Source organism: Thermus sp. FJN-A, assembly GCF_054655095.1.
The window spans coordinates 1-236 of sequence record NZ_BAAHSC010000338.1; the positions used below are offsets into that span (position 1 = coordinate 1).

Genomic DNA, 236 nt, shown 5'->3' on the forward strand with positions numbered 1-236 from the left:
CAGACTTGACCGCTATACTGCATAGAGCCCCAGGAAGCGGAGGGCGGAGAGGGGGTTGAAGGAGAAAGCCTCCAAGGCCGCCTTCTTCCCCTTAACCCCCTCCCGGTTTAGCCGCGAGACCAAAAACCCCCGCAGCACCGCCAGGACCCACGCCCCTCTCCCCCGCACTTGGCAAGCGTCCTCGCGAAAGAGAACGTCCCGCACCCAAAAGGACCGGTTCTCCACTTCCCAACGGG

The 236-nt window shown here is 63.6% G+C and carries 1 pseudogene; it reads right to left on the reverse strand.

Annotated features, from left to right (window positions below):
* Positions 1 to 12 precede the first annotated feature (12 nt).
* Positions 13 to 236, reverse strand: a pseudogene (locus tag ACYQ0J_RS13990) (transposase); the annotation flags it as partial.